Annotated in this window: 24 protein-coding genes and 1 pseudogene; all 25 read right to left on the reverse strand. The window is 61.8% G+C overall.

Translation table 11 applies throughout. The features are described 5' to 3' along the window. Positions 1–3 precede the first annotated feature (3 nt). The 25 genes and pseudogenes from GMST_RS01770 to GMST_RS01885 all read right to left on the reverse strand — a co-directional run bounded on the left by GMST_RS01770 (position 4) and on the right by GMST_RS01885 (position 25,286). Positions 4–1,071: an aminopeptidase P family protein gene (locus tag GMST_RS01770; RefSeq protein ID WP_183352881.1), complete on the reverse strand. Its 1,068-nt coding sequence runs from the start codon at positions 1,069–1,071 to the stop codon at positions 4–6. Positions 1,072–1,092: 21 nt separating this feature from the next. Next, positions 1,093–1,551: a type II 3-dehydroquinate dehydratase gene (gene aroQ, locus GMST_RS01775; protein WP_183352882.1), complete on the reverse strand. Its 459-nt coding sequence runs from the start codon at positions 1,549–1,551 to the stop codon at positions 1,093–1,095. After that, a complete protein-coding gene (locus tag GMST_RS01780; protein ID WP_183352883.1) occupies positions 1,548–1,910 on the reverse strand; it encodes a roadblock/LC7 domain-containing protein in 363 nt (120 codons plus the stop codon). The genes aroQ and GMST_RS01780 overlap by 4 nt, the downstream gene beginning before the upstream one ends. Continuing rightward, positions 1,900–3,156, reverse strand: coding sequence for a tetratricopeptide repeat protein (locus GMST_RS01785; protein ID WP_183352884.1), 1,257 nt, complete (start codon positions 3,154–3,156; stop codon positions 1,900–1,902). The genes GMST_RS01780 and GMST_RS01785 overlap by 11 nt, the downstream gene beginning before the upstream one ends. Before the next feature lies 1 nt (position 3,157). Further along, positions 3,158–4,240 (reverse strand): 3-dehydroquinate synthase, encoded by a 1,083-nt coding sequence (gene aroB, locus GMST_RS01790; RefSeq protein ID WP_371873099.1) that lies wholly within the window; start codon positions 4,238–4,240, stop codon positions 3,158–3,160. 30 nt (positions 4,241–4,270) lie between these two features. Then, a pseudogene (locus GMST_RS22045) lies at positions 4,271–4,726 on the reverse strand (shikimate kinase); the annotation flags it as partial. A 107-nt stretch (positions 4,727–4,833) separates the two neighbouring features. Next, positions 4,834–6,015, reverse strand: a complete 1,182-nt coding sequence (gene aroC / locus GMST_RS01795) for a chorismate synthase (protein ID WP_183352886.1) — start codon at positions 6,013–6,015, stop codon at positions 4,834–4,836. A 146-nt stretch (positions 6,016–6,161) separates the two neighbouring features. Continuing rightward, positions 6,162–6,893 (reverse strand): hypothetical protein, encoded by a 732-nt coding sequence (locus tag GMST_RS01800; protein WP_183352887.1) that lies wholly within the window; start codon positions 6,891–6,893, stop codon positions 6,162–6,164. A 66-nt stretch (positions 6,894–6,959) separates the two neighbouring features. Further along, positions 6,960–9,866, reverse strand: coding sequence for a type IV pilus secretin PilQ (locus GMST_RS01805; protein ID WP_183352888.1), 2,907 nt, complete (start codon positions 9,864–9,866; stop codon positions 6,960–6,962). A 12-nt stretch (positions 9,867–9,878) separates the two neighbouring features. Next, entirely contained in the window at positions 9,879–10,439 is a 561-nt protein-coding gene (locus GMST_RS01810; RefSeq protein ID WP_183352889.1) for a pilus assembly protein PilP, read from the reverse strand. Next, positions 10,420–11,019, reverse strand: coding sequence for a type IV pilus inner membrane component PilO (locus tag GMST_RS01815; RefSeq protein ID WP_183352890.1), 600 nt, complete (start codon positions 11,017–11,019; stop codon positions 10,420–10,422). The genes GMST_RS01810 and GMST_RS01815 overlap by 20 nt, the downstream gene beginning before the upstream one ends. Positions 11,020–11,088: 69 nt before the next feature. Then, positions 11,089–11,631, reverse strand: coding sequence for a PilN domain-containing protein (locus GMST_RS01820; RefSeq protein WP_183352891.1), 543 nt, complete (start codon positions 11,629–11,631; stop codon positions 11,089–11,091). Continuing rightward, on the reverse strand, positions 11,628–12,677 hold the full coding sequence (gene pilM / locus GMST_RS01825) for a type IV pilus biogenesis protein PilM (RefSeq protein WP_183352892.1): 1,050 nt from the start codon (positions 12,675–12,677) through the stop codon (positions 11,628–11,630). The genes GMST_RS01820 and pilM overlap by 4 nt, the downstream gene beginning before the upstream one ends. Before the next feature lie 16 nt (positions 12,678–12,693). Beyond that, on the reverse strand, positions 12,694–12,900 hold the full coding sequence (locus GMST_RS01830; RefSeq protein WP_183352893.1) for a helix-turn-helix transcriptional regulator: 207 nt from the start codon (positions 12,898–12,900) through the stop codon (positions 12,694–12,696). 322 nt (positions 12,901–13,222) lie between these two features. After that, positions 13,223–13,837, reverse strand: coding sequence for a pilus assembly protein PilX (locus GMST_RS01835; protein ID WP_183352894.1), 615 nt, complete (start codon positions 13,835–13,837; stop codon positions 13,223–13,225). 10 nt (positions 13,838–13,847) lie between these two features. Further along, on the reverse strand, positions 13,848–15,020 hold the full coding sequence (locus GMST_RS01840) for a type II secretion system protein (protein WP_183352895.1): 1,173 nt from the start codon (positions 15,018–15,020) through the stop codon (positions 13,848–13,850). Between the two features lie 11 nt (positions 15,021–15,031). After that, complete coding sequence (locus GMST_RS01845) at positions 15,032–15,430, reverse strand: type IV pilus modification PilV family protein (RefSeq protein ID WP_183352896.1); 399 nt, start codon at positions 15,428–15,430, stop codon at positions 15,032–15,034. After that, complete coding sequence (locus GMST_RS01850) at positions 15,396–15,866, reverse strand: pilus assembly FimT family protein (protein WP_183352897.1); 471 nt, start codon at positions 15,864–15,866, stop codon at positions 15,396–15,398. The genes GMST_RS01845 and GMST_RS01850 overlap by 35 nt, the downstream gene beginning before the upstream one ends. Positions 15,867–16,099: 233 nt before the next feature. Then, positions 16,100–16,669 (reverse strand): hypothetical protein, encoded by a 570-nt coding sequence (locus GMST_RS01855; protein ID WP_183352898.1) that lies wholly within the window; start codon positions 16,667–16,669, stop codon positions 16,100–16,102. A gap of 96 nt (positions 16,670–16,765) precedes the next feature. Beyond that, positions 16,766–17,374, reverse strand: a complete 609-nt coding sequence (locus GMST_RS01860) for a hypothetical protein (protein ID WP_183352899.1) — start codon at positions 17,372–17,374, stop codon at positions 16,766–16,768. A 16-nt stretch (positions 17,375–17,390) separates the two neighbouring features. Further along, positions 17,391–18,572: a PilW family protein gene (locus tag GMST_RS01865; protein ID WP_183352900.1), complete on the reverse strand. Its 1,182-nt coding sequence runs from the start codon at positions 18,570–18,572 to the stop codon at positions 17,391–17,393. Between the two features lie 10 nt (positions 18,573–18,582). Continuing rightward, positions 18,583–18,996, reverse strand: coding sequence for a type IV pilus modification PilV family protein (locus tag GMST_RS01870; protein WP_183352901.1), 414 nt, complete (start codon positions 18,994–18,996; stop codon positions 18,583–18,585). Then, on the reverse strand, positions 18,971–19,492 hold the full coding sequence (locus tag GMST_RS01875) for a pilus assembly FimT family protein (protein ID WP_183352902.1): 522 nt from the start codon (positions 19,490–19,492) through the stop codon (positions 18,971–18,973). Before GMST_RS01875 ends, GMST_RS01870 begins: the two co-directional genes overlap by 26 nt. 1 nt (position 19,493) lies before the next feature. Then, the gene (locus tag GMST_RS01880; protein ID WP_183352903.1) at positions 19,494–24,416 is read right to left on the reverse strand and encodes a hypothetical protein; all 4,923 of its coding nucleotides are present in this window, start codon (positions 24,414–24,416) and stop codon (positions 19,494–19,496) included. Between the two features lie 45 nt (positions 24,417–24,461). Continuing rightward, positions 24,462–25,286, reverse strand: a complete 825-nt coding sequence (locus GMST_RS01885; RefSeq protein ID WP_183352904.1) for a DsbC family protein — start codon at positions 25,284–25,286, stop codon at positions 24,462–24,464. Between the last annotated feature and the right edge of the window lie 521 nt (positions 25,287–25,807).

The following is a 25,807-nucleotide window of genomic DNA, read 5'->3' on the forward strand; positions in this document are numbered from 1 at the left end:
GTGTTAAACAACCGTCAACTGCTTGGGTACCTGCGTAATCCTGCGGCAGCCGTCAGACTCGACGACCACGCTGTCCTCAATCCTCACCCCGCCGAATCCGGGGATGTAGATCCCGGGCTCCACGGTGAATACCATCCCTTCTTCGATGACCTGGGTGCTGCGCGGCGACGCGGTGGGGGGCTCGTGGATGTCGATACCGATCCCGTGCCCCAGGCCGTGGCCGAAGTACTGGCCGAACCCCTTGGAGGCGATGTAGTCGCGCGCCTTGGCGTCCACCTCCCTGAAGATCACCCCGGGGCGCACCGCCTCGATGGCCAGCTGCTGCGCGACCCGCACCGTCTCGTACACCTCGCGCTGGCGGCTGTCGGGCTCCCCCAGGCTCACCGTCACGGTTTCGTCCGAGCAGTACCCCTCGAAGAGCGCGCCGTAGTCGAAGGTCACCAACTCCCCGGCGGCCAGCCGCTTCTCGGAGGCCCGGCCGTGAGGGAGCGCCCCGCGCTCGCCGGAGGCGACGATGAAGTCGAAGGATTTCCCCTCGGCGCCCCGCTCGCGCATGGCGACCTCGAGGGCCCAGGCGAGTTCGCTCTCCACCGCCCCGGGTTTGACCAGGGGGAGGATCTGCAAAAGCGACTGGGAGGCGATCTCCGCCACGCGCTCCAGGGTTTTAAGCTCCTCGGCGTCCTTGACGGCACGCAAAAGCGCAAGCTCGCTGTCCGCCGGCACGAAGCGCAGGCCGGGGAGGCGTGCTTCCAGGTCGCGGAAGGCCTGCACGCTCATGTGGCCGGACTCGAAGGCGATGCTGGCGGCACCGGACTCCTTCACGACCGCGACCAGCGAATCGAGCCGGTTGGCGAACTCGATGACCCGGGCACCCTGCACCTGGGCGCCGGCCTGGGAGGTGTAGCGCGAGTCGGTGAGGAACCACCCGGCAGTCGGCGACAGAACGAGCGTCCCTTCGCTTCCGGTAAAGCCGGAGAGGTACCTGATATTGCTGAGGTTGGTGATCAGCAAAAGGTCCGCGCCGACCCGCTGCAAGGCCCCCCGGGCCTTCAAGACTCTGTTGTTTAGCATAAAAGCCGCCTCGATGACAATCTATTTCTCCAGCACACTTACCAGCGCGCGGAGCCCCAAAAAGTAGCTTTCCGGGCCGAATCCGCAGATCTGGCCGACCGCAACGGGTGCCAGGTAACTGTGGGCGCGAAACGCCTCGCGGGCATGGATGTTGGAGAGGTGCACTTCGACGGTGGGGAGCGCTGTGGCAGCCACGGCGTCCCTTATGGCGACGCTGGTGTGCGTGTAGGCCGCCGGGTTGATCAGGATCCCCTGACACTCCCCCAGCGCCTGCTGGATGGCGTCCACCAGGGCCCCTTCCGAGTTGGACTGCACGGTCTTGAGCTCGACCCCGAGCTCGCGGGCCAGGGCCGCCAGGGCGGTGTTGATGCCGTCCAGGGTGGTGCTGCCGTACACGCCGGGCTCCCGGATACCGAGGAGGTTCAGGTTGGGGCCGTGCAGGACCAGGATGCGTCTATTCGCGGCACTTTGGGCGCTCATTGCAGAGACTCCCTGAGCCCGGGCGCCTCGCGCTTGAGGAGGTAGCGGGCCTTGCCGAAGTTGCCGTCCGCGGCGAGCACCAAGGCGATGAAGAACTCGTCGCTCACTCCGCGCACCAGGACGATGCAGTTGTCGGCTATGATGGAGACCTCCTGCAGCTCGCCGGTCTTCAAGACCCCCACAGTCCGCTTGATCTCCTTGAGCACCGAGGCGTATTCCACGGCCATGGTCGGTACGTCAAGCTCGGTGCTTGCGGCGCTGAGCTCCTCGATGGCGATGCCGTCGTAGCCCATGATGACTCCGCCCATAGCGCCGATGTTATCCTCGACCAGCGCCTGCAGGATCTTTTTAAACCCCATCTTTTCTTCTCCTTATGTTGTCCAGCCAGAGGGAAAGTTCGCTCACCAGGTCAGTTGCCTCCCCTCCCCCCGTTGCCGCAACCGGTGCGCCGGCAGCCTGCGGAGCCGCGGCCTCGGGCGGAAAAGCGGCCGGCGCGGTGGGCGCGCTAAGGGGAGCCGGCGGCTCGGAGAAGCCGAGATCGTCAAAGGCGGGAAAGGCGTCGTGTGCACTGAAATCGCCGGGCTCCGCTGTTTCGGCAGCTTCGCCCTCGTCCGGGAACGCAGCCTGGGGAGGCGCGGGTTCGACTTCGAGCGCGGCGCTTTCGAAGAGAGACGCCGAAGTTGCCGCCGGGGAGGCCGGGGCCTCAAAGGGTGCCGCGGCAGCGGGTCCCGCCGGTTGAACGGCCGGTTGCGCCGCGGCAAAGAGGGCGTCGAGGCCGGGCTTGGAAGCGGCGACCGGTTCCCAGGCCGGCGCATCCTCGTCCAGTTCCAGCTCGTCGTCCAAGGCAGGGAAGGCAAGCGGGACGTCGGCACCGCTTGCGCTGCCGGCCAGCTGGTTCTCCCAGGCAGTCTTAAGCTCGGCCCAGCGCAGCCGGTACCCCTGGTTGCCGGGCGCGGCGGCGGAGAGTTCCTGGTAGATGGCGATCGCCTTGTCCAGAAAGCCCTGCGAGACGTAGAGCTCGGCGAGGGTCGGCGTGGTGAGCGGGTCGCGCAGCGCCGCTTCAACGGGTTGCAGCTCCTCCGGTTCATCTTCCAGCAGTTCGAGGTCCTCGAGGATCTCCACATCCTCCAGAATCTCCTCCTCCGGCTCCTCAAGGCGGACGGCCGCAGCGGGATGGACGAGCTCCGGCATGCTCTCGAAGGACTGCAGGAGGAGCGCACTCTCCGAATCTTCCGGATGTTGGGCCAGGACCTGGTTCAGGACCTTTTGGGCGAGGACCAGTTCGCCGTTCTCAGCGTAGATCTGCCCCAGGAGTTTCAGGGCCCGGACGTGCTCGGGGTTGAGCTCCGCGACCCGCTCCAGAGCGGCGCGCGCCTCGTCCTTGATCCCCTTGTCGAAAAATGCGGCGCCCAGGGCGAAGAAACCGCCGGGGTAATCGGGGTGAAGGTTGCAACCTTTTCTGGCAACCAGGATAGCGTCGTCAAGCAGGCCCAGCTTGCGGTAGAGCTCGGAGAGCGGCGCAAAGCTGAGCGAGCGCGGGTCAGCCTCCAGCATGTTCTCGAAACGCTGGATCTCGCTCCAAAAAGAAATTGCCTCTTCTACCATGTCACTCTCCTATGCCACAGATCTTGAGAAGCGCGTTCAGGTCTTTCACTCTCTCCATATGGTAGGCACCGATCCCCTGGTTGCAGATGAAAAGCAGTCCCTTGTCGCGGACCTTCTTATCGTGGGAGAGGGCCTCGGCATAGGCGGCGGCCGGAAACTTCGGGAGTTCCCGGGGGAGCCCGAAGCGGGCCAGGAGCGCGTCGATGCGGTCGCAGTCCTCCTGGGTGCAGGTGCCGAGCGATTGGGAGATCTTGGCGGCCTGGACCATGCCGATGGCGACCGCCTCGCCGTGCAGGTAGCTCGCATAGCCGGTGAGAGTTTCGACGGCGTGCCCCAGGGTATGCCCGTAGTTGAGCACCGCGCGCACCCCCCCTTCCCTCTCGTCGGACTCCACGACCCGGGCCTTGATGGCGCAGGAGCGGCCGACCGCGTGGATCAGGGCCTCCTTGTCGCGGGCCAAAAGCCGCTCGACGTTCTCCTCGAGGAAGCTGAAGAAGTCGGGGTCGAGCACCGCTCCGTACTTGACGATCTCGCCCAGCCCGCAGAGGAACTCGCGCTGCGGCAGGGAGTCCAGCGTGGCGACGTCGATGAGCACGGCGCGCGGCTGGTAGAAGGCGCCGATCAGGTTTTTTCCTTTGGGGTGATTGATGCCGGTCTTGCCGCCGACGCTCGAGTCGACTTGGGAGAGGAGCGTGGTCGGCACCTGGACGAACGGGATGCCGCGCAGGTAGCTGGCCGCCGCGAACCCGGCCATATCCCCGATCACCCCGCCACCCAGGGCGACGATGAAGGAGCCGCGGTCCAGGGCGGCGTCGACCAGGCCGTCGTAGATGAGGTTCAAGGTGGTGCTGTTCTTGTAGTTTTCCCCGTCGGGAAGCGAGACGAGCACCGTGCGGTAGCCGGCCTCCTCCAGCGAGAGGCGTACCCGGTCGTAGTAGAGGGGAGCCACGGTGGTGTTGCTTACCACGGCCGCGGTACCCGAGAGTTCCAGGTCGCGGCAGATCCGGCCCAGCGTATCCAGGTTTCCGGCGCCCAGCGTGATGTCGTAACTGCGCTCGCCCAGGGCGACCCTTACGGTATCCACGTTCACTTCACCCCCTACAACAGTGCGGATGATCTCCTCGGCTACCGCGTCGATGCTCTTCGCATCGGTTTCGATGCGCAGGTTGGCGTCGGCGTAGCAGGCTTCCCTGTTCTCCAGCATGGTGCGGATCCGGTCCAGGGAAGGGTCGTCTTGCAGAAGCGGCCGCTCGCTGTCACCTGAAACGCGCGCGGCGATCGTCTCGACCGAGGCCGTCAGGTTCACGATGGTGCCGACGGTGCGCATCAGGGCGCGGTTGGCAGGCGCAAGGACGGCACCGCCGCCGGTAGAAACCACCTGCCCCACTCCGCCGGCGACCCGGGCCAGTACCTGCGACTCCAGCGCGCGGAAGGCAGGTTCGCCCTGGTTGGCGAAGATCTCCTTGATGCTGACGCCCGCTTCCTTGACAATAGCCTCGTCGAGGTCGAGATAGCGAAAGCCCAGGCGCTTGGCGAGCACGCGCCCCACGCTCGTTTTGCCGCAACCCATGAAGCCGGTGAGGAAGATGTTTTTCAAAGGTCCTGGTTTCCCCGTGATTGGTCCGATCAGGCCGATCGGCCGGTTCAGACCGATCACCTGAAAAGGACGCTGGTGCGCTAAAACTCGCGCAGGTACTCGATGTAGCCCGCGTAATTGCGGGCGGTCTCGGCAATGGAGTCGCCGCCGAACTTTTCCATGAAGGCGTTGGCCACCTCGATGGCAACCACGGCCTCGGCGACAACCGAGGCAGCCGGCACCGCGCAGACGTCGGAGCGCTCCACGGTGGCCTCGAAGGGCTCCTTGGTAACGATATCCACCGACTGCAGCGGGGTGTACAGGGTCGGGATCGGCTTCATGGCGCCGCGCACCACGATCTCCTCGCCGTTGGTGATGCCCCCTTCGAGGCCGCCGGCGTTGTTGGTGGTGCGGTAGAAGCCGGTCTGCTCGCCGCGCAAAACCCGCTGCGGATCGAAGAAGAGCTCGTCGTGCACCTGGGAGCCGGGTTTCCGGGCCGCCTCGAACCCGATCCCTACCTCGACCCCCTTGAAGGCCTGGATGCTCATCAGCGCAGCGGAAAGCCGGGCGTCGAGCCGGCGGTCCCACTGCACATGGCTCCCAAGGCCCACCGGCGCCCCGGTTACCCGCACCTCCACGACGCCGCCCAGGCTGTCCCCCTTGGCCTTGGCCTGATCGATCAACTCGATCATGCGGGTCTCGGCCTCGGTGTCGTAGGTGTACAAAGGCGAAACGGCGATCAGGTGTTGCAGCTCCTTAAGACTCACCTCGGGACGCGTGGCGGTGATGCCGCAGAGTTCAACGACGCATCCGGTGACCGCGATGCCGAAGCGGTTCAGGTAGCTCTTGGCGACCGCCCCGACCGCCACACGGACCGCGGTCTCGCGGGCGCTGGAGCGCTCCAGGATGTTGCGCACGTCGTGGTGCTGGTACTTGAGCGCACCGGGCAGGTCCGCGTGTCCCGGCCGGGCGCGGGTCACGGCGATACTGGGGTCGCGGTGCTCCTCCAGGGGGGACATCCGTTTTTCCCAGTTCACCCAGTCCGAGTTTTCCACCACGAGCGTGACCGGCGAGCCGAGCGTCTCCCCCCAGCGTACCCCGGAAAGAAGCCGTGCCTTGTCCGTCTCGATCAGCATCCGTCCGCCGCGGCCGTACCCCCCCTGCCTGCGCGCCAGGTGCTGGTTGATCTCGCTCTCGCTCAGTTTAAGCCCCGCGGGAAGCCCTTCCACGATGGCCGTCAACTGCGGCCCGTGCGACTCGCCGGCCGTTAAATATCTCAACATAGTCGTTCCTACCTTGTCTAAAGCGTGCCGTTTTAAGGGAAGGTCACAGAGTACACGATTTTCGCGTCTAAACCAAACAAATGCCAGGGGGTACCTGGCATTTGTCGAGCGTAAGGCTTCGTTAACAGCAAGCTATAGGGCCTGCATCAAAGGGCGGTGAAGGTGATGGCAGTGACACCCGTTTTGGAAAGATTGGTCGTGGTGTCGGTCACGGTCCAGGTGATGACACGGTTGTAGCTACCGGCAACGGTAGGAGCCGCAAAAACGATAGTCGCCCCAGGGAACGAAGCTTTACCGTCGGAATCGGTAGCAGTGCTGTTGGCGTTCAGGGTTACGGCATCAAGGGGGTTGTCGGAGTGTGCGGTAATCGTCAAGATATGACCATTCACATCGTTGCCGATAGGATCTTTCACGATCGCAAATGCAGTCGCACTCGGCAGATTCACGGTCAGTGCGGTGTTAACCAGAGTCGTCAGAGCAGTGCTGGGCGCGGAGGGCGGCGTAAGGGAAATCGTCCTGCCGGTCACGTCCAGCGAACTGAAATTCTGGAGGTCACCGGTTTTTACCATAACCGTAACGCTCTGAGTGCCGTTAAGAACCAGGCCCGCCAGCGGGATGGCAAGCGTGATCTGGCCGCTGTTGTTGGTGGGGTGGGCTCCGAGGTCATATAAGGTATTGCCGACCAACACAGAGAAGCTGATGTTCACCCCGATGAGGTTCGTTGTATTCGGGTTGGTATAGGTCGCAGTAGCGTTGATCATCGAGCCCTGAAGTTCGGTAGTCAGCGCCAGGCTGCCGTTGAGACCGTTGCCGCCGCAGGAGCTCAGGAAAAGGGAGGCAATCAACAGGATCGGAGCTAAAAGGTTTTTCAATTTCATAAGTTCTCCAGTAGGGCCCGGGGTACCCCGGAAATAGCAATTAAGACTGTTGTTCGTTCAACTCCGTCACTGAATCAGCTTGGGTGTAATGAATATGAGCAGTTCGGTCTTGGTCTTCGTCTTGGAATTCGATTTGAACAGCCAGCCCAAAAGCGGGATGTCGGCCAGGAACGGCACACCGGTATCGGACTCGGTGTCGCTGTCCACGTAGATGCCGCCGATGACGGTGGTCTCGCCGTTGGCGACCACGAGTTCGGTAGTGGCCTCTTTCTTGTTGATCGGCGGCGGCGAGCCGGTACCCGGAGAGTTGTTGCTCGCCTTGATCTTCATGCTGACGGAACCGTCGGCGGTGATGTGCGGGGTCACCTCGAGGGTGAGCGCCGCCTCCACGAACTCGGTCTTGGTCCCTTCAGCGGAAGTGGTCTGGTAGGGGATCGACTGCCCCTGGGAGATCTTCGCGGCCTTGTTGTTGAGGGTCACGACCTTCGGGGTGGAGATGATCTTCACCTGCCCGATGGTAGCGGCGGCAGCCAGGCGCATGTCGATCTGGATGTTGCTGGTCAGCTTGCCGAACGACACCCCCATGCCGATCCCGCCGGAGCCGGTGGTCCCGGGGCCGGCGGTGGAAACCACACCGCCGAAGGTGGTATCGAGGGAGTTGATCCCGAGGGTGGAAGCCGAGCCGTCTTTGTAGCTGAGCCCCCACTGAACGCCCAGATCGCGGGTGAAGGTGCTGGTCGCCTCGACGATGCGGGCCTCGATCATCACCTGTTTCTCGGGGGTGTCGAGGTTCCTCAGCAGGGCGCGCATCTCGTCGAGCGCAGTCTGAATGTCTTTTACGATCACCCGGCTGGTACGGTCGTCTTTGGTGATGGTACCCCGGTCGCTCTTCAGCGCGGCGAACTGGGTAGCGACGTCGGAGGTCGAGGCGTAGTTCACCTCGAACACCATGGTGCGCAGCTCCATGCCGCGTTCGGCGGCCTTCTTGGCGGCCAGTTCCTCGTCGGCCTGAGTCTGGATCTTCGCCTTGGGCTTGATCTGGACGATGTTCCCTTCGCGCTGCATCCCGAGCCCTTTGGCGTCCAGGATCACATCGAGCGCCTGGTCCCAGGGGACATTCACCAGCTTGATACTGATGGTGCCGGTAACGTCGTCGGCGATCAGGAAGTTCAGGTTGCTGACCTCGGCGATCAGCTGGAAGATCTTGCGGATATCGGCATCGGAGAACTCGAGGGTGACCCGGCGCCCCTTGTACACCTTCTTGGTGGCGTGCTGCACCGTGGGGATCTCGGTCACCATGTCGTCCTGACGCGGAGCCGGCAACAGCTCATCGGCCACCTGCGGCTCGGCCGGCTGCGCCTCGCGAGCACGCACCGGAGCGGCCGGAAGCTTGGCGGCAGGGAGCGGTCCCGGGTTGGTGACGTCCCAGAACAGCATGTCCCCTTCCTGGCGCACGGTGAAGGGCGGGTTGCCGCGCAGCCGCACCAGGAGCTTCGCCACGTTGCTCCCCTTCACCTTCACCTGGTACGGGGTCACCGAAAGGACCGGGGAGCCGAACTGGGCGGTGTCCAGAGCGCGCTGCAGTTTCTTGGGGACCTGGCAGTTGGCGATGCTCAGGGAGAGCCCCTGTGCGCCGCGCACCGGCTTGCCGGCCTCGCAGCCGCCGGAGAGTTTCATGGTGATGCGGGAAACGCCGTCGACCACGTTGAAATCGAGCGACTCCAGGGTCCCCTTGCCGTGGGCGGCAGCGGCCACCGCTGCGGCCTTGTGGGACTTGGGAGCGGGTTTTACCGCAGGCGCCGCCTGCTCGGGAGCAGCCGCGGGAGCGGCAACCGGTTTGGCTACCGGAACTACCGGCGCGGCCTCTGCTGCAGCGGCGGCAACCGGAGCTGCCGGGGCGGCCTTCAGGGCCGGAGCAGGCTTGCCTGCGGCAGCACCCAGGCGAACCTTGAGCCCCGCGTCGGTCTTCACCACGTCAAAGGCCGGCGTTTTCTCCTCGGTGGCATCCAGGACGATGCGCAGCTTGTCGGGGGTGCTCCCGATGCGGACGTTGGCGATTCCCAGCGCGCCCACCGGCACCACCTTCTGCCCCAGGGCGTTCTTCACCCCGAAGAGGTCGACCACGATCCGGTCCGGCTTGGCGAGTTTGAAGGAGTTGAAGGTAAGGACGCCACCAGCGACCGCAAGCTCGACCCCATCGGCGCCGGTGTTGACCGCGGTCAGGCGCCGGCCGCCCTGCTGGGCGGCACCCTGCGGGGCCGTCTCGCTCACCAGGGAGCCGGCGGCGACGCCAGCGGCGGAGGCCACGGCGGCAGGATGGTCGGCGGGTTTTTCCGGTGCCGCGGGGGAACTCGCCGGGTCGGCGGCGGCAGGCTTGGCCGGATCAGCTGCCGGGGCGGTTTCGGCGGCAGCGGCGGCCGGTGCTTCGGCAGGAAGGCTCTTCTCTTCGATGCGCGCCTCGGCAAGCGGCGGCTCCTTAGCCTCCAGAGCCGGCGCCGGTTTCACCTCGGCAGGCGCGGCCTTGGCCTCGGGGGCCACCATCGAGACGATCAGCTTGGTCTTGTCCGCGGGGTCGGTGGCGACCATGAAGTCCGCGTCCTTGACAAGGGAGACCTCCACCCGGGTCAGGACCCCGCCACCCACCGGCTGGCGCAAAACGTCGATGCGCCGCACGTTGCCGCGGTTCACGTCGAACGACGAGGCGACCTGGCCGGGATCGGTCTGGGAGATGTCCACGACCACCTTGGCTGGCTCCCCTGCCTTGTAGGAGGTGTAGGTAAAGGGCTTGTCGCTGGCCAGCTCGATCCGGGAAGCGTCAGGTGAAACCGTCACCGAGCGCAGGGTGGCGAAGCCGGTGCTTGCCGTGCTTGGCTCGTTGGCCGCCGACATCCGTTTGACACAGCCGGCAGATGACATGACCAACATGCTGAGTGCCATGGAAACACATATGACTCTGCTCGGAAACACTCTCATCAGAAACGCTCCTTACCTTTTCTTGGCCAGCGTAAGTACGATGGTTCTCTTGTGGATCTTGCCCCGGTCGCCCTTGAAGGTCTCCACCACCTCGACACTGTTTGCCGTAATCCTGGTGATGCGGCCGTTGCCGGAACCAAGCTGCATCCCGGTCTGCACCACGTACCCCTTGCCCGTGGGGTCGATGATGAGGGCCCGGTTCTCCTTGAGCCCGGCGATGATGCCGGACACTTTGAACTTGCTCGTCTCGAAGCTCTGGATCGGCAGCACGTCCTCGCGGGGACGCACGACCGGCGCCTCGCCCGCCTTGGGCTGCGGCGTCGCCAGCACCGGGGCGTAGGGTTTGAAGGGGTCGGTGCGCCGCGCGAAGTCGAGCTGGTTGCTCCTGGTGGCGCTGGAGACGGCCTTTTGCACCGGTGCAGCCGGAGCCTGAGCCGGCGTGGGCTTGGCGGGCGTTGCCGGCTTCGGGGGCGCAGGCTGCTGCGGCTTGTCCTCGGTTTTGGAACACCCGGCCCAGATAAGGGAGGCCAGCGCTGCGACGATGAGCAGCCTGTTACTTGGGTTTCTTTTCATCCTTGATCTCTTTTTTGTCGAGGAATCGGAAGGTGGTGGCCAGGCAGTTGACCTTTACCGTGGTGCGGCCGTTGGCGGCCTTGATATCGGAGAAGCTTACGTTGTTGATGTTGACGATGCGCGGCAGCTTGCTCACCGCGACGAAGAACTCGGCCACGTTGAAGAAGGTCCCCGAAACGGCGATGTCCACCGGGACCTCGGCGTAGAAGTCCTTGGGGACCTCCGGCTTGGGCCTGAAGAGCAGGAACTCGAGCCCGGCCCCTTTCCCCGCGCTGGAGATGCTGGTGAGCAGCGAGGGGATCTCCTTCTGGTTCGGAAGCTCGGTGAGGGCAGCCTCGAGATCCTTCTTGAGCTGCTCGTACTCGGCCTTGTAGCGCGGCAGGTTGTTGGCGATGCGCCGGTTGTCCTGGATCTGGCGCTGCAGATCCTCAAGCTTGTTCTGGAGCTCGCGGTAGGCGTCCATCTTGGGCTTGTACAGACCGTAGAAGAGCCCGGCTCCTTCGAGCAACAGCACCAGCACCAGGAGGGCCACCCTCTGCTTGAGCGGGAGTTTGAGAACCTTTTCTATCTGTGGATCCATGGCAAAGCCTCAGCAACAAGAAGACGGTTGGTGTGTGACGCGGTGTAACGGTTGGGGACGGCCCCGGCGCTACGGCTTTTTCAGCTGGAAGACGATGTCGAACCGCTTGGCCAGTTCGCCGTTCACGGTGGCCTGTTCCGAGACCTGCAGTTCAACGTTGGTGAAGGCCCCGGTCGCCTGCAGGTTCTTCATGAATACCGCGATGAGCTCCTCGCTCAGGGCGAACCCGGAGATGCTCACGTTGCCGCCGCTTTCGGTGTACCTGGTAAGCCACAGCTTTTCGGGGACCGAATCGGACAGGGCTGCCAAGCGGCTCGCCGGTCCGGTCTTCTCCCGGCGCAGCTGGCCTAACACGTCGAGCTTCTTCTTCACCTCGGCCTGCAGTTTCTTGATGTTGTCGATGGTGCCGATCTTGGTCTTCAGGCTGCGCAGCTCGTTTTCGGAGGTTTCGATCTGGGTCGTGGTGGCAGAGATCTTCGCCATCAGCATGAAGTAGAGCAGGAGGCCGACCAGCAACACCCCGCCGACCGAGAGGGCCAGGATCGAGACCTGCTGGCGGATGGTTTCTTTTTTCTTGGACGCCCTGACGGGCAGGAGGTTTATGCGAATCATTTATCCCCGACCCTCCTTGTGGCAAGCCCCACGGCAACGGCCATCACCGGGGCGATCTCGTCGAGGAAGGCCGCGTCGAACTCCTTCTCGTTCACCGCGACCCGCAAAAACGGGTTCAAAAGTTCCACGGGCATGCCGAGTCTTTGCTGCACGGTCTCGACGAGCTGGGCGGTCTTCGCGCCGCCGCCTGAGAGGTACACCTTGCTGATGCGGTCCTCGCCGGCGGTCGAGTTGTAGAAGTCGAGCGAGCGGCGCATCTCGGTCGCCACCGTGTCGTTGACGCGCTGCAGGACCTCGGCAAGGCGCGGGTCCTCCAAGCGCGAGGCGATGAGCTTTTTGACCTCGGCCTGCTGGGTGTCGATGCCGAACTGCTTCTGGATCTCCTCGGTGTAGAGGCTCCCGCCCAACTGCACGTCGCGGGTGAAAAGAGAGACCCCGTCGCGCACCACGTTCAGGTTCATGATGCTGGCCCCCAGGTTGACCAGAGCCACCACCTCGTTCTCCACCCCGTAGTTGCTCTCGTAGGCGCTCTGCACGGCGAAGGCGTCCACGTCGACCACCACGAGCTTGAGCCCGGCCTCGGCAAACACGGTCAGGTAGTCGTTGATGATGTCCTTCTTGCTGGCAACCAACAGGACGTTCATCTTGGAGAGGTCCTGCTCGTCTGGCGAGAGGATCTCGAAGTCGACGTTCACGTCGTTGATGTCGAAGGGGATGTACTGCTCGGCCTCCCAGTGGATCTGGTCCTCGAGCTCTTCGGCGGGCATCACCGGCAGCGAGATCTTTCTGATGATGACGGCGTTGCCGGAGATGGAGCAGGCGGCATCCTTCACCTTCACGTCGAGGCTTAAAAGGAGCTTCTTCACGGTCTCGACGATCGAGGAGCTGTCCATCAGGGTGTTGTCGACGATGGCCTCGGGAGGGAGCGGGAGCACGCCGACGTTTTGCAGCTGCCAGCCCCCCTTGAGCTCACGCAACTGGACCAGCTTCACGGCGCTCGAGCCGATGTCCACTCCCACAATGTCCTTGTTCTTGGCGAAAAGCATCACGCGGTCCTATCCCCTAGTCCTGAAACACCTTGGTCTTCTCGGCGAGGGAGAACCCCAGGGCAAGCAGGATCTTGCGCTTGGTCTCCATTCTGCAGTCCTCGCCGCGCTCGATGCGGTCGATCGTGATGGGAGAGACGCCGGCCATACGGGCCAACTCGGCCTTGCTCATCAGACGCTCTTCGCGCAACTTTTTGACGCTATTCGTGATCGTAACGGGCATGCGGTTCACCTAGACCCTACGGATTTTGCGATACTTTTGCACCAAATAGGAGATAAGTCAAGAAATTAATCCAAATTATATGTAATTATACTTTATTGTGGGTAATTGTCTTCTTTTTCGATCAAGAGAACTCACCCTGCCGACCGTGCCAGCCCCCTCCCCGCGGCGTTTCTTGGCGCTAGCACCCCTCAGGCTTCGCTTCGCCAGTGCTGCCGGCTCCCCGGCTCAGTCCTTCGCGGCAAGCGCACCGGGCGGGGCACGATAACCTCTGCTGTGTATCGGAAGCGTGCTGAGGGACTCAAGGGGAAAGATGCCGGGAGGGTCAGTAGGCGTAGAGCAGCGAAAGACCGGCCTTTTCCCGGGGGGCGCCACCGACCCCTTTTACCGATATATTGAAAAGGGCCGGCACGTGCTGCGGGTGGATCCCCTCCTCCATCCCGGTCACCGGGCTCCCCGCGTCGAGCAGGTCGTTGCCGCCGGTGTCGGTGTTGCCGGGCACGGTATCGAGGATCTTCACGGTGACCCGGTAGCCGTCGGACTGGCCGACGCCACCAAGGACGAAGGAGAAATCCGGGGAGAGTGCGGGGTCGGGGTTCAACTGCGCAGAGGAGCAGGAGCTCCAGGCGCTGGTAGGGGAGACCAGTTTCTGCTGCAGGCAGTTGTAGCCCGGCAGCCTCAGGCTGATCAGCGAGAACTCGTTTTGCAGGGTGCTTGCCGAGTCGGGGTTTTGCTGCAAAAGCCGCGGCACCAGTTCCAGGGTCACCAGTTCCACGCCGCCGTGCGCCGCGGCGAGCGCCGTGCGGTAACGCTTCTGGCTCGCGGTAAGCTTGGTGCCGGCGCTCACGATGTACAAGAGGGCGAGCGCGATGACCAGCGAGAGGGCCGTCAACATGAGCGCGGTTACCAGTGCGGCACCATTTTCACCTTTGAGGACCATGCCCCCTCCCCTACAGGTTCCCGGGCTGTACCACGATGCTGAAGAGCTTCCAGTGGTAGTGCCGCCAGTCCGGGCTGATCTGGCTGGACAGACGTGCGGCGCTCCAGACGCCGCTCAGCTCAGGGGCGAGCCCGCGATCCCCCACCACGATGGCGCGCTCCGGGTCGACCACCGGGTAGAGGTAGCTGAGGTCCTTGCGCCCCTGCTGGGCCAGGATGTAGATGCGGATCTCCTTGATCTGGTCGCGCAGGTCGCCGGCGCTGTAGACCCCCTTGACGAAGAGCTCCGAGCCGGTGTGGTAGTCCCCCGCACCGGTGCCGCCGGTGTCCAGGAAGAAGACCACCTGCAGGTCGGCGACGCAGTCGAGCAGCGGGTAGGCGAAGTGCGTCGTGCTGTTGTGGCTGATCACCTTCTTGTAGAGCACCCCGGTCCCCCGGTTCCTGTCGACACCCGCACAGTACGAGGGGATGTCGTCGGTCCGGTTCAGGTAGTAGTCGGCGCGGTTGAAGGGAAACTCCAGGGGATCCTTGTCAGGGGGGGCGACGCCGTAGACCAGGAAGTTGTCGGTGGCGGCGCTCGGCAGGAAGGACTCGGCGAGAGGCGTGCTGAAAACGAGGGTAAAACTGCTGCCGCCTGCGACGGTGACCAGCTTCCGGCTCACCTTCCCGTCGCTTGTGCCGCTTTGCTTGATGACCAGGGCGCGCTCCCCGCTCCCCAAGAGGAGTTCGCTACCCGCTCCGCTTTGCTTTATGACGGTCCCGGTCGAGGAGTAGTTGAGGTAGGCCCACCTGCGCGAGGTGGTACTCATCCCCAGCGCGGTTCCCTTCAAGACCAGGTAGTCCGAGCCGTTGAACCCCTTGTTGTCCCCGACGACAACCGGGCGCGGCACCTTGTCGGGCGAGTCGGCGTCATGGTACTCGTTGCAGTCGCCGGGGCAGCCGGCCTCGCTGTAGGTGAAATTGGCGGGGAGCTGCCAGGGGAGCCCGAAACCCGCCAGTTCCAGGTCCGAGCGGAGTACCTCGAGACCGATCAGGCCGCCGATGTCGGTTTCCGCGGCCTTGGCCAACACCGAGGAACTCGCCAGTATCCGGTTGAAGGAGGACGAGATGAGCAGCATCACGATCGAGAAGATCAAGATGACCAGCACCAGTTCGACCAGGGTGTAGCCACGATTTGCAGTCATCGGCCTCACCGTCACGGCTTTTTCTTCAAGGTATAGATCCTCTGGGTAGTGCTGACGTTCTTGAACCACCAGGTCACCCCTACGGTAAGGAGCCAGGTACCGCCCTGGGAGCGGCTGTCCCTGGTGACCCGGAACGGCTTCAGCCCGCCGCCCACAGGGCGGACCGCGGTGGTGGCGTTGGGGAAGTGCAGGCTGGAATCGAGCACCATCCTGCGCAACTGGTGCATCTGCTCCTCGCCTACCTGCTGGGCCTGCTCCCGGTAGCGGTTTCTGAGGGAGTGCCCGTAGGCCAGGGTAACCGTCTGCAAAAGTCCCAAGAGCCCGACGGTCATGATGAGCATCGCGATCATCAGCTCGACCAGGGTGAAACCGGATTCAGCGCTTGGTGATGTACTTGGCGTTACAGTCATGGCCTGAGTCCCTCTGGCCGATGCTCAACCTGGTCTTCGATACAACCACGCTGTCCAGGGCACCGGTCGGCTCGGCGGAGTCCACGCAGATGGAGCATTCGGTAAGGGCAATGCCGCGCTCGTTGAAGTCGATGGTGGCCCCCTCTTCCACCGACAGCGGGTAGCGCAAAAGGGAGCTGCGCAGCGGTGCGCCGCTGTCGGCTGACGAAGAGTAGACCTCGTAACGCGCAGGGTAGAGCTTCACCCGGGTCACCCGCCTCTGGTACATGGCATTGGCCCGGGTCTGCTGCAGGTCGGCCAACAGGCCGTGCGTCTGGGACTCGATGCGGTAGTGCGTCAGCAGGCGGGTGAACACCGGAACGGCAACGCCGGTCAGTATTGCGAGGATGGTGACCACCAGGACCGTTTCTATGAGCGAGAAGCCGCGCTGCCTCATCTGGAAGCCTCCGCGCCGGGCCCGGTGCCGTTCCCGGTCGGCAGAATGGCAAAATTACAGCTTCCCAATGTTACCATCGCCCGCACAAATGAAAAGGCGGGGTGGTCCCTTCTGAGGAAACCGGAGCGGCGGGAGGCGCGAGGGGGCCTGGTGGGTTATTGAGGTGCGCGCAAAAAAAGACGCCCGGTCCTGGTGGGCCGGGCGTCGGCGGGTTTCTGCGCAGGTGCGGGGGCCTACTTTGCTTGCAGGTTCTGCAGCGAGTCGAGCTCCGACGCGGGAGCCTTGGCGGGGGCACTGCGGAAAGAGAGGAAGTAAAACGCAGCGCCCGCGAGGATGAGCAGGATCGCGTAAAGCAAGAGCATCTTCCTGGAGAACAGGGCCTGCAGCAGCTTCTCGGCCGGGGTGTAGATGCGCGTCCGGCAGATCGGGCAGACCTGCAGTCCCGGCTTGATGAGGCCGTTACAGCGGGGGCAGTTGACCATCTTCTTCTTTTCGGCCACGGCCTGGTGCTGGGGGCGCTTGGCCTCCTGGGCGATCGCACCCTTTTTCTCGAAGTCCTTCTCGGCTGTCCGGTAGGTGACCGAGCCGCGGATCTTGTCGTACATCTCGGCGATCTGGTCCAGGCTCCGCTGAGCCTCGTTCCTGGTCGCGGGGTCCGGTTCGGAGAGCAGCTTGCGGTGCCTGTCCGTCAGGACCTTGAAAACCTGCTCGATCTGCGCGGGCGACGCATCGAGCGGAATCCCCAGCGCCTGGTAACAAAGTACGACGTCGGTAAGTTCGTTATCCTGTCCTTCAGTGCCCATCCTGTCAGCACCTCCTTGTTCTGGGTTTCTAGTGGTTGTGCCACGGGAAACGCTACTGTTTTACCCTGAGGCTGTATCTTTGAAGAACCTGCCGGCTCAGTACTCGTAAACGACCGACAGTTTTTTATCCGCCCCGGTTGCACCCTGCCCTTCAACTTCAATCGTATAGACGTAGTGCTCGAGAGTCAGGGTTGTTCCCGCGCTCGACTCGGCAACGGCGCTGCCGATCAGCTGGTTACCGTTCGTGCCGCTGGCGAAAGGAACCCCAGGAACGGTGTCGACGATCTTCGAGTAGACAGTGTAAGAAGGTTTTTTCTTCTCATCTATCAGGTTGAACTTGATGTCAGGGGAGTTCTTTGGCGCGAAATCCTTGGAGCTAGAAGGACAAGCGGTCCATTTATCTGGCGAGAGCGTGAGTTTTTGCCTAAGACATGCGCTTGCCGCCAGTGACATGTTTAAATCGCGGTACTCTGATGCGATCGTTGCGGTTGAAACGTTGTCGAACAGGCGCGGTACGAGATTTTTGGTGATGAGATCCACCCCACCGTACGTCGCCTCAGTCACGTTGCGATACGACGAGCGTGCAGTGTTTGCCTTTATGGACTGGTCCATTACTGTCCAAAGCCCAATGATGATGACCAGGATGATCAACGTCATCATGAGCGAGGTCACTAGGGCCATCCCTTTGTCATTCAGGTTTCGCATGTTAAGCCTCATGAGATCACAAACTCGTCGGTCTGGCAGTGAAACGGTACAGTTTCCAGCGGTAGTGCTGGTAGTTCGGACCGGAGAGATCAATATACCGGGACAGACTTCCCAAAGACGTATCATCACCGATCAAAAGCGGTGTCGAAGGGTTGTTGAAAGACCTGTCGTAGACACCGTCCTGGGCCAGGATGAATACCTTCACGACTTTCAGACTGCTGCGTACAAAGGCGGGATCTGAAGGGGACAAGGGATTGCCGGGGGACGTCGTGGTGCCGTTGGCGTTGCTCCAGGTGTCGACGACGTTGCTGCCGGAGGCGCCCGTGGCGTTCCAGCCAAGCACCACTTGCATGTCAGCGACACAGTCAAGGAGCGGAATCTGCGTCATGCTGCCGTCCGACTGGTTCAAAACCGTCTTGTAAAGAGTCCCTGCCCCCGGCGCACAGCTTTTGCTCATCTCCTGGGGGACCCGCTTAACCAGGTAGTCGACCCTGTTGAAAGGAGCCCTCGGAGTACTACTGCCAAGCCCGTAATAGTAGTAGACCTGTCCATTTGCCGTAGGGTGGTAGGTGCTGGCATATTTGCCGTCATCTCTATAGGTAAGAGCCCAACTTGTGGGGGTTGAGGTATCAAAGACCAACTTCCTGTCGAGATTGCCCGTACTGTAGACCTGTCTGAGGGTGATGACCTTGTCGACACCGTCGGAGAGCTTATCTTCACCCTTGGTCCAGATTTTTGCCGGGGTGGTGTAGTTCATATAGGACCACTTCTGCGCAGCTGACTCGGTACCAAGAGAAGTTCCCTTGATGGCGAGATAATCGGTCCCCGAGAGGATGATGGAGTTATCACCTTTGTCGAGGTCGTTATCCCCGACCACCCCCCTGGGCACAGCTTTCCCAGCCGTGTCGTTATAGTCTGCTGCCAGAGTCCCCGCGGCCGCCTCGCTGAAACTGGGCGCGGTGTCCGCCAGCGTGTATAGCCCGTATCCCGCCTGCACGATGTCGTGCCGCAACATCTCCAGCCCAAGGACGCCATCGATGTTGCTCTCCTCGCTTTTGGCGATCACCGTCGAGGTATGCAGAGCGCTGTTGAACGATTTCCCGACCAAAGCGATCACCACCATGAACAACGCCATAGCGACCATGACTTCTGCCAGGGTGAAACCCTTCTGACCCGATTTAGGGAATACCTTCACCATCTTTTTCACCTTACTTGCCGTCATCAGCCACGACCGTCGACAGGTTGTGCTGGTACGACTTGTTCTTGTAGTGCCAGGTGACAATCACCCGGACCTGTTTCCCGCCAGTACCGTACCTGCTGACACTTTCCGTGACCGAGTAGTTGGAAAATCCCGCCCCCCTGAAGGCAGGAATGACAAGTGCAGGCGAGGACGGATTCGTCGAGGTGTACTGGGAGAAACCCTTGGTCGCCCGCTCCTTGACAAGCACTTGATCGGCAATTTGTACGGCGCTGGTCCGCATCTTGTTGGTGACATTCATGGAAACCGAAAGGGCGACCATCTTCAAAAGGCCGAGGACCCCAACGGAAAGAATCAGGGTCGCGACCACAAACTCGATCAGGGTGAACCCGCCTTCGTCACCAGATGCTGCACGTAGAAACATTGTCCATTCTCCCGATGTTGATTCTGGCGGCACCGACGACAACACAGTTATTCCCACCCCCATAGGTAACCGGAGTTACTACCAGGGTCATGTTGCTGTTGGTACAGGTGGTACTGTCGGTCAGTCCGCTGGTCTGGAACTCGACGCAGTCAGAGGTGCCGCTGCTGAGCGTTGTAAGTGTGGTCCCCGTTTTTCTCTTCAGGACAAAGGGGTAGTTGGTCACCCGCACCAGGGTCCCCGCGGCGGTGCTCTCGTAGGGCGAGGTGTAGGTTTTGAACGTGGACTGCTGCGGCCCGAAAAACACGATGCTCCGTTTCTTCTGCTGTAAGGCGCCCAGCCGGATGTTCACCAGGTCCGCGTGAAGCTGCCTGGTCTGGCTCTTGATCTTCTCCTTGCTGTTGGTCTGGCTGAACCGAGGAATTGCTATGGCGGCCAGAATCCCGGCAATGAAAAGGGTAACGACTAACTCAACAATCGTGAAGCCGCGCGGGTTCATGTCAGCGCTCCCGGATATGGATGATCCGTTTGGACGGGAAATGGTTGGCATTGGAGGTCATCGACGGTTTGTCCTTAGGCGGCGTTCCCTTAAAGGCGGCGGTTTCACGACCGTTACTCAAGGTGAAGTCCTTGTTCAAATCCACCTGCTGGAAGGCTCCCGTGGAGAGCTGAATCAGGAGTTGCCCCAAAAGGCTCACGGGGGGAGCCGCGCCGGTGTTGTACTGCACCTCCCACACCGAGGTGGACCCGCCGTAACTGCAAACGTCGGTAGAGGGAGCAAAGGTCGAAAAGGTAACCATGCCGTTGTAGCTCGCGATGGGGTCCGTTACGACCCGCTTGGCGTAGCTCCCCGACGGTGTGCCCAGGTTGATGAACCAACCGTCCTTACCGCTGGGAAGCGACGTCACCGGGTTGGTAGTCTGGTCCACCAAGGTACTGCCGGAAACACCGCTGGAGGTGCTGGTGGCGGCGATCTTCGTGGTGCAGGGGGTCGAGGTGCTGCCGCTGAAGGTGTCCGAGGCGGCATAGCAGGGCTCCTTGATGCCGAAGAGAGACTGGATGTTGGTCTGGTCGTCCCCCTTGCTGTAGTACCTTCCGGTGCCGAAGTACAGCCACAGGTTGTGTGCCGTGATGTCCTGAAGCCGGGTCACCGCCGAGGTGACCGGGCCGATGTCGTCGATCACCGGGGAGATGCTCCAGTGAGAGGGATCCGGATCGTTGTAGGTCAATAGACGCAGCACCCCCCCCTTGTTCCACTGCGCGGGTGACTGGGTGAAATCGGCCTTGGTAAAGCCGATGTAGAGCGCATCGTCGCTGTAGTTGCCGGTCAGGCTCAGAGACTTCTTGTCGGCGTCGAGTCCCGATGCCGAGAGCGAGCCGCCGAAGGCAAAGCTCGGCATAGCGGCAACTTGCGTATGGATCGTCGACGAAGCGGCGTTCAAGGTGTGCCCCGACGCCAGGTTGTTGAAGGTCCTCACGATGTTTCCCGTCTTCAGATCGAGGACGAAGATGGTCAAGGGGAGATCCGAGTTGCCGTAGAAGTTGCCGCCGGAGATGGCACCGGTCGGGCCGGAGGCGAGGATCGCGAACCACTTGCCGTTGCGACGTGTCGGGTTGCTGGGGGTCTCACCGGGATCCTTGACCCTCATGATGGCGGGAGTCACCGTGGTAAAGCCCAGGCGCGGGTCGGTAAACTCCCACAAAAGCTGCGGGTAGCTGGAAGAATCGGTTCCGATCGTGCTCCCCGACGGCGAGGTGATGTCCAGGGCGAAGACCGACGAGTAGCCGAGGGTCGATGGGCCATTGGAGGCGGTGACGGGCACCCTCACAGCTTGGCTTTCGTACAGCTGGCCGCTTGCCGAGGTTTCGCTGACCAGCCCAGCCCCCGCGCAGGTAATCACCGTCGCGGTTACCGAGGTGATGGCGAAGGGGCCGGTGTTGCCTGCATTGGTGAAGCCGGAGGTGGTAAAGACCTTGCCGACGGTCCAGCCGTCGGTGAGGAAGCTGCCCGAGCTGCGGGTAAAGGTCTTGCCGCTGGCATTGACGGTGATGCTGGTGCTGGCGGTGGTGACCGGGTTTACGCGGGTGGCACCGCCCAGGCCCATGCTCCCGATCATGACCGTGCGCCAGCTGGTGCCGCCGCTGCCGCTCGTATCGTAAGACAGGCTGTTGCCGCTCAGGGATGTCTTGAGAGCACAGGTCGAGTAGGTCGAGCTGTTGCAGTTTATGGCGGCGTCGCCGGTCACGTTGATGCTCACGTCGGCGATGATCGGCGTCGAGTCGAGGAAGTACATGTGGCTGTAGTTGGAGAGCGACAGGTACTGGAGGTACGGGAGGACGTTCTTCGGGACGAAGGCCCACAACTCCTTGCCGAGATCGCTGACCGCAGTGCCGTTGGCGTTTTTCAGTTCGGCCACCACATTCGTGGAGGTGCCGTTGAAGTTCGAACCGGTCTTGAAGGCGTGCAGCATCCCGTCGTTGGCACCCACGAAGGCCAGCCCGCGGGCGTTGTAGTCGCTCGAGCTGATGAACCTGGTGTAGGTCGTGTCCGAGTAACCCGAGGCAGGCGAGAGGTTGTAACTGTTCAGGCGCACCTCGGTGAGGATCTTGGGGGTCGAGTTGACGATGTCCCCAAGCTTCCAGGGTTGGGTGAAGGTCCCCGAGGTGCCGTTGCAGGTACTGGTCGTATAGCGCACCGTCCGGTTGCGGTAGGCGGTGTCGACGTCACTCCCCCTGGTGTACTTGATGACGTCGTAGGCCCCGGCGTTGCTCGTGACATCGAGGTAGGACTTAAGCTTCGACGTCGTGCTGCCGGAGGAGGCGGTGTCGTTGAAAGAGATCTTGGTCGCACTGGAAGCCGTCGGGTCGTTGGTGAAAATGACCCGGTCCGCCTCGCTCGTGCAGAACAGCTTGGTCCCCGCCTGCCACAAGGTCTTCACGTCGTCGGGATCGACCTCGGACTGGAAGGTGGTCGAGTCCTTGGTACCGTCGCCGTTGGCGTCGTTGTAGAGCCGGACTTTGGTGTAGGTGCCGTCGAAGTTGAACTCGACGATCCTGTCCTGGGTGAGGTTCAACTTCATGTCGTTGACCGTGTCTTCCCTGATGGTCACGTGCTTCAGGGTCGGGTCGACGAAGTACCAGTAAGACTGCAGCTCGCCGAGCCAGGTCGCCTTGGTGTAGCTTTCGAAGGTCTTGATCGGGTAGAACATCGCCTGCAGCAGCTGCGAGCCGGCGTTGTCGTTGTTACCGAGGATGGATGCCGCCGTACCGGACGAGATCCGCTCGAGGATGTCGTTGACCGCGTTGAGGATACTGGAGGCCACCTGGTCGCCGTCGGATGCCTCGAAGTAGTTGTAGGGAAGGTTCGTGTGCGGAACCGGGGAGGTGTCCCACTCCTTGCAGGTGACGGTCGAAGTGCTGTCCCAGCGCGTCGGGTCGTTGCATTCGGTCAGGGGGTTGTAGCTCACGTTAAGGCTGGTCGACCACCCTGTGGTATTGGTGACGGTTTTGTACCTGCCGGTCGAGCTGCTCGGGGGGGAAGTCGTGAACGGGTACGGCAGGTTGTTTTTATCGATGTCGTTGAACCCACCGAAGATGGACAGGGTCTTCAGGGCGTTCTTGCCGGTGGTCGAGTCGTCGAGCAGGTAGATCCCGTAGGTGGTCACGTTCTGCTGGCCGGCCATGTTGGTATCGTACCCCGCGGCACTCGTGGTCCCGGTCTCGGGACGCAGGTCGTAGGTGCTGTTGCGGACATGCATATCGTAGGCGACATAGGCGGGGTCGGATGCGTAGGTGGTATCCGGAGAGTTCCAGTCACCGTCGGTGGCGAGAATCACGAACGACTTGCGGCACGGGGTCGCGACGTTGCCCGAATCGTAGAAAGGATCGTAGGAGGCGTTCCCCTTGGTGGAAGTCCCCGAGCTCGGCCAGCCGCTGGGCATGCTGGCCACGCTCCTGATTCCGGTGCTGCTGTTGTCGCTTTGGAAGAACTTTTCCGCAGCGGTCATCGCCTGCCTGGTGTTGGTACCGCCGGTCGCCGGGAGCCTGTTGATGGCGTTTATGTAGTTGGACTGTGCCTGATTCTTGGTGGTATCGTACGTGGTCCCCCCGGCATTCGGTGCATAGGTTACCCCGTAGTCTGTACTGAAAAACGATATCTCCATATCCGCCTTGTTGGCAGTCGAAGTCGGTCCCGTGTAGATGTATTGGATGGTTCCGGTGATGTCCGCGGGAGTGGAGGTCTTCACCCTCGTATAGGCGTAGATCGTGTACTGGAGGAACGACCCGGTATTGTTGTTGGAATCGGTGAACAGAGTGTTCTCGTTTACCGTCAAGGTCGAGGCGGTTACCGAGGCGACGGTGAAGGTACCGTTGTTGCTGATGGAGCGAAACCCGGACGCCACGAGGGTCATGCCGGCGACCCACCCGTCGGAAACGAAACTGCCGCCGTCGGTCCGGGTGAAGGTCTTAGTCGACGCATTGATCGTCATGGTTTTACTGATGGTCTTCGCCAGAACCTGGCAACCGGCTGCTGCAGGAGTGTAGGTGATCTTGGTGAAGATGGCGTATTTGCCGGTCTCGGTAGTGCCAAGGTTGCCGTTCACCGTCATCTTGGTGGCTGTCAGCGCCGTAATGGTGAAAGTACCATCGTTGTTGGTGCTGATCGCGCTGGAGCTCGGCCTCGTGATCTGAACGGTGTCGCCAATTGCATACTTCGTGGTAAAGTCGCCGGAATATCGGGTGAACGACTCGTCACTGGCATTAACGTCGACTTTGAGGTTCGAATCCGTGACGGTGGACGTCGTGGCGATGGTGTAGCTGGTACTGCTGATCTGCTCCTGCCCGGTCAGCGAGGAGGGGCCGGCATCGAACAGGCACTGCGTGGTCGACTCGGCGGCGATGCGGCCGGTGTTGAAGGAGTCGCCGGCTTCATGTTCCAGGACGTCGGTGCTCCCTGAAGCCACGCGCCCCCCGGTCAATACCTTGCGCAGGATATCCACCTTGTTCGAGGTGAGGTAGTTGAGCAGACGTCCCGAAACGCAACCGGATTGCCCGATGTGGTCGGTATTGGTGCAACTGGTGTTTTCGGTCCAGAAGCCGTTGGTGGGACTCATCCCGGTTGTCGTGGAGGTGTCGTACTGGTAGTACATGTCCTGCTTGAAGTACCCGTAGTAGCTGGTGCTCGAATTATAGGTCGAGGAGGTCTGTATGTACGGGTAGTAGTTCATCGACCCGGTGTAGTCGAGGACGAAGTGGATGTTCGGCTTGGCGTTCTGGGTCAGGTACGGAGGCTGGCAGGCGTAGTTGGCATTGCTCGCCCCGGAGTTTGACGAGCCGATGTTGTTCGCGGCCAGACATTGCTGCCCACCGGATACCATCGACAGCGCCCAGACAAGTACCAAAGCAGGGATAATTTTTTTCATACCGTCACCTTTTCCAAGTTCATTGCTCACTCGCCAACCCCGCCGTTACGGCGCCTTTTCAATCAGATTCTTAAGCTCTGCCGCATCCCGATAACCGGTTACCACAGCGCCATTGGGAAGTACCGTTGCCGGGGTAGCGACGATATCGTGCCGCCGGGCGTAAATGATAACCTCGTCGACCTCCTTGACGCCGGTCGGCCTCCCGGGGATGTAGATCTCCTGCCCCGCAAGGGCCTTTTCCAGCATGGTCCGGTTTTTGGAGTCCACGATGGAGCGCGCCTTGTCGTAGGCTCCCGGGTGTGCCGGCAACGGGTAGATGATCAGGTGGATGGCCAGATCGGGCGCCATCTTTTCGAGCTTCACCAACTCCTGGTACATCTTCGCGCAGTAGGGGCACTCGGGATCGATGAAGACGTACAGGTGCTTATTTCCTTTTGGATTGCCGATAACCAGGGCGTTTTGCAGCGGCAACGAGGCGGGATCGACCGAGGCGGCCTGGGCCATCCGGTGCGACTGGTCCTCGAACGCGGTCTGGGTGCGCAGCGTCTCCAGATCGACCACGATCCCCTGCATCAAGCGCTTCTTGGCGTAGTCGATGTAGATGGTCCCCTGTTTGCCGTCTTTCTCCACCAAGAGTTCAAAGAGCCCGGGCACCGGGGCCTGCCGGACCGCCTTTACCGTCCCCCCCAGCTTTTTAAGCAGCGACTCCGCTTCCTTTTCGGTCAGCTTGTGGCAGGCAGAGCACTCCCCTTCCCCCTGTGCCTTGGGAAAACCAGAGGCAGTTCCGGCAACAATCAGCAGGAGGACCTGCAAGAGAACGAGACAGAGGATGTTCCCTGTCCAGGAACGTTTCACCAACAGATGGGTCATCGCGAACGGTCTCCTCGGCCAGCGGGGCTTCTGCAACTCCCTCCGCTGAGGCCTGGTGCTAAACCTGGGCGGGGAGAGGCTCCTACCTGTCAGCAAAGAGTGCACCAACTTATCCCCCCGCATTACACTCGGGCAAGCCACCAGAAAATAGCAGGTTTTTGAAATGCCAGGTCGTGCTGCCGCCGGACCTACGCAATATTTGCATAGCGCAAACCCCAACTGTCTATGCAAAAAGGTTAAGGTAGACATCCGGAAACGCCGGACCAGGCAATCATTTCAGACATCTGGTGCGTCAGGGGCTTGCTTAAGAGAGGATGGGAGGTTCCGGGAACGTCGTGACCGCGATGCAGAAGCTCTTGATCGCAATGTAGAAGCTCTTGATCGCAATGTAGAAGCTCTTGATCGCAATGCAGAAGCTCTTGATCGCGATTCACAGGCTCTTGATCGCGATGTACGAGTTGTGGAGCGTCTTTATCTGGAAAATGGTCGCGGCAGAAAAATCGTAGGGTGAACAAAAAAAA

It is taken from the genome of Geomonas silvestris (genome assembly GCF_014193515.1).
Lineage (GTDB): Bacteria > Desulfobacterota > Desulfuromonadia > Geobacterales > Geobacteraceae > Geomonas > Geomonas silvestris.

Coding starts and splice junctions, on each gene's coding strand:
- GMST_RS01785 (WP_183352884.1), bottom strand. CDS start 3,156: ATGGTAGAAGAGGCAATTTCTTTTTGGAGCGAGATCCAGCGTTTCGAG.
- GMST_RS01885 (WP_183352904.1), bottom strand. CDS start 25,286: ATGACCCATCTGTTGGTGAAACGTTCCTGGACAGGGAACATCCTCTGT.
- GMST_RS01835 (WP_183352894.1), bottom strand. CDS start 13,837: ATGGTCCTCAAAGGTGAAAATGGTGCCGCACTGGTAACCGCGCTCATG.
- aroQ (WP_183352882.1), bottom strand. CDS start 1,551: ATGAGCGCCCAAAGTGCCGCGAATAGACGCATCCTGGTCCTGCACGGC.
- GMST_RS01815 (WP_183352890.1), bottom strand. CDS start 11,019: ATGGATCCACAGATAGAAAAGGTTCTCAAACTCCCGCTCAAGCAGAGG.
- GMST_RS01860 (WP_183352899.1), bottom strand. CDS start 17,374: ATGCGAAACCTGAATGACAAAGGGATGGCCCTAGTGACCTCGCTCATG.
- GMST_RS01810 (WP_183352889.1), bottom strand. CDS start 10,439: ATGAAAAGAAACCCAAGTAACAGGCTGCTCATCGTCGCAGCGCTGGCC.
- GMST_RS01870 (WP_183352901.1), bottom strand. CDS start 18,996: ATGTTTCTACGTGCAGCATCTGGTGACGAAGGCGGGTTCACCCTGATC.
- GMST_RS01840 (WP_183352895.1), bottom strand. CDS start 15,020: ATGACTGCAAATCGTGGCTACACCCTGGTCGAACTGGTGCTGGTCATC.
- aroC (WP_183352886.1), bottom strand. CDS start 6,015: ATGTTGAGATATTTAACGGCCGGCGAGTCGCACGGGCCGCAGTTGACG.
- GMST_RS01855 (WP_183352898.1), bottom strand. CDS start 16,669: ATGGGCACTGAAGGACAGGATAACGAACTTACCGACGTCGTACTTTGT.
- GMST_RS01880 (WP_183352903.1), bottom strand. CDS start 24,416: ATGAAAAAAATTATCCCTGCTTTGGTACTTGTCTGGGCGCTGTCGATG.
- GMST_RS01820 (WP_183352891.1), bottom strand. CDS start 11,631: ATGATTCGCATAAACCTCCTGCCCGTCAGGGCGTCCAAGAAAAAAGAA.
- GMST_RS01780 (WP_183352883.1), bottom strand. CDS start 1,910: ATGGGGTTTAAAAAGATCCTGCAGGCGCTGGTCGAGGATAACATCGGC.
- GMST_RS01770 (WP_183352881.1), bottom strand. CDS start 1,071: ATGCTAAACAACAGAGTCTTGAAGGCCCGGGGGGCCTTGCAGCGGGTC.
- GMST_RS01865 (WP_183352900.1), bottom strand. CDS start 18,572: ATGGTGAAGGTATTCCCTAAATCGGGTCAGAAGGGTTTCACCCTGGCA.
- pilM (WP_183352892.1), bottom strand. CDS start 12,677: ATGCTTTTCGCCAAGAACAAGGACATTGTGGGAGTGGACATCGGCTCG.
- GMST_RS01805 (WP_183352888.1), bottom strand. CDS start 9,866: ATGAGAGTGTTTCCGAGCAGAGTCATATGTGTTTCCATGGCACTCAGC.
- GMST_RS01830 (WP_183352893.1), bottom strand. CDS start 12,900: ATGCCCGTTACGATCACGAATAGCGTCAAAAAGTTGCGCGAAGAGCGT.
- GMST_RS01845 (WP_183352896.1), bottom strand. CDS start 15,430: ATGACTGTAACGCCAAGTACATCACCAAGCGCTGAATCCGGTTTCACC.
- GMST_RS01800 (WP_183352887.1), bottom strand. CDS start 6,893: ATGAAATTGAAAAACCTTTTAGCTCCGATCCTGTTGATTGCCTCCCTT.
- GMST_RS01875 (WP_183352902.1), bottom strand. CDS start 19,492: ATGAACCCGCGCGGCTTCACGATTGTTGAGTTAGTCGTTACCCTTTTC.
- GMST_RS01850 (WP_183352897.1), bottom strand. CDS start 15,866: ATGAGGCAGCGCGGCTTCTCGCTCATAGAAACGGTCCTGGTGGTCACC.